Genomic DNA, 461 nt, shown 5'->3' with positions numbered 1-461 from the left:
ATGCTCATGTGCTGCTGCGCAACGAAGACGGCATCGAGGCCGATGCGGACAGCGTGATCGGTCTGCTGATGCTGGACTCCGCCCAGGGCAAGCAGGTGGAGGTGCAGGTGGAGGGCCCCGAAGAAGTGGAGGCCCTGGCCGCCGTGGTGGCACTGTTCACCTCGGGCTTCAACGAGGAGTGAGCGGCACCTCCTTTGCCGTCATGACCCGGCGCGCGCCAGCGCCTTGAAGTCGTTAAAGTCCCGACAAGCCAGCAGATTCCTGCTGGCTTTTTCGTTCATCAGCGCCAGAAACAGATCGTAGAGCTCCATCGCCTCCTCGTAGTCCGCCTTGCTGATGGCAAGCACGAAGATGAGGGTGGTGGTCTCACCATTGCCCCACTCGAGGCCTGTACTGTATGGATCAGGGTGCGGTGGGCCAGCAGGCCGAGGGAGTGGGGCAGGGCTATGCCTTCTCCCAGC

General features: G+C 62.7%; 1 protein-coding gene and 1 pseudogene. One reads left to right on the top strand and one right to left on the bottom strand.

What is annotated here, in order from left to right:
• Positions 1-182: HPr family phosphocarrier protein (locus JWG43_RS18120; protein WP_205244333.1), on the top strand; the 182-nt coding region annotated here is incomplete at its 5' end.
• Positions 183-200: 18 nt separating this feature from the next.
• Here JWG43_RS18120 and JWG43_RS18115 read toward each other — a convergent pair.
• Positions 201-461, bottom strand: a pseudogene (locus JWG43_RS18115) (PTS sugar transporter subunit IIA); the annotation flags it as partial.

The organism is Desulfobulbus alkaliphilus, from assembly GCF_016918545.1.
GTDB classification, from domain to species: Bacteria; Desulfobacterota; Desulfobulbia; order Desulfobulbales; family Desulfobulbaceae; genus Desulfobulbus; species Desulfobulbus alkaliphilus.
The sequence above is the reverse complement of the archived record's forward strand: the minus strand, read 5'-3'. Positions and strand labels throughout refer to the sequence as shown.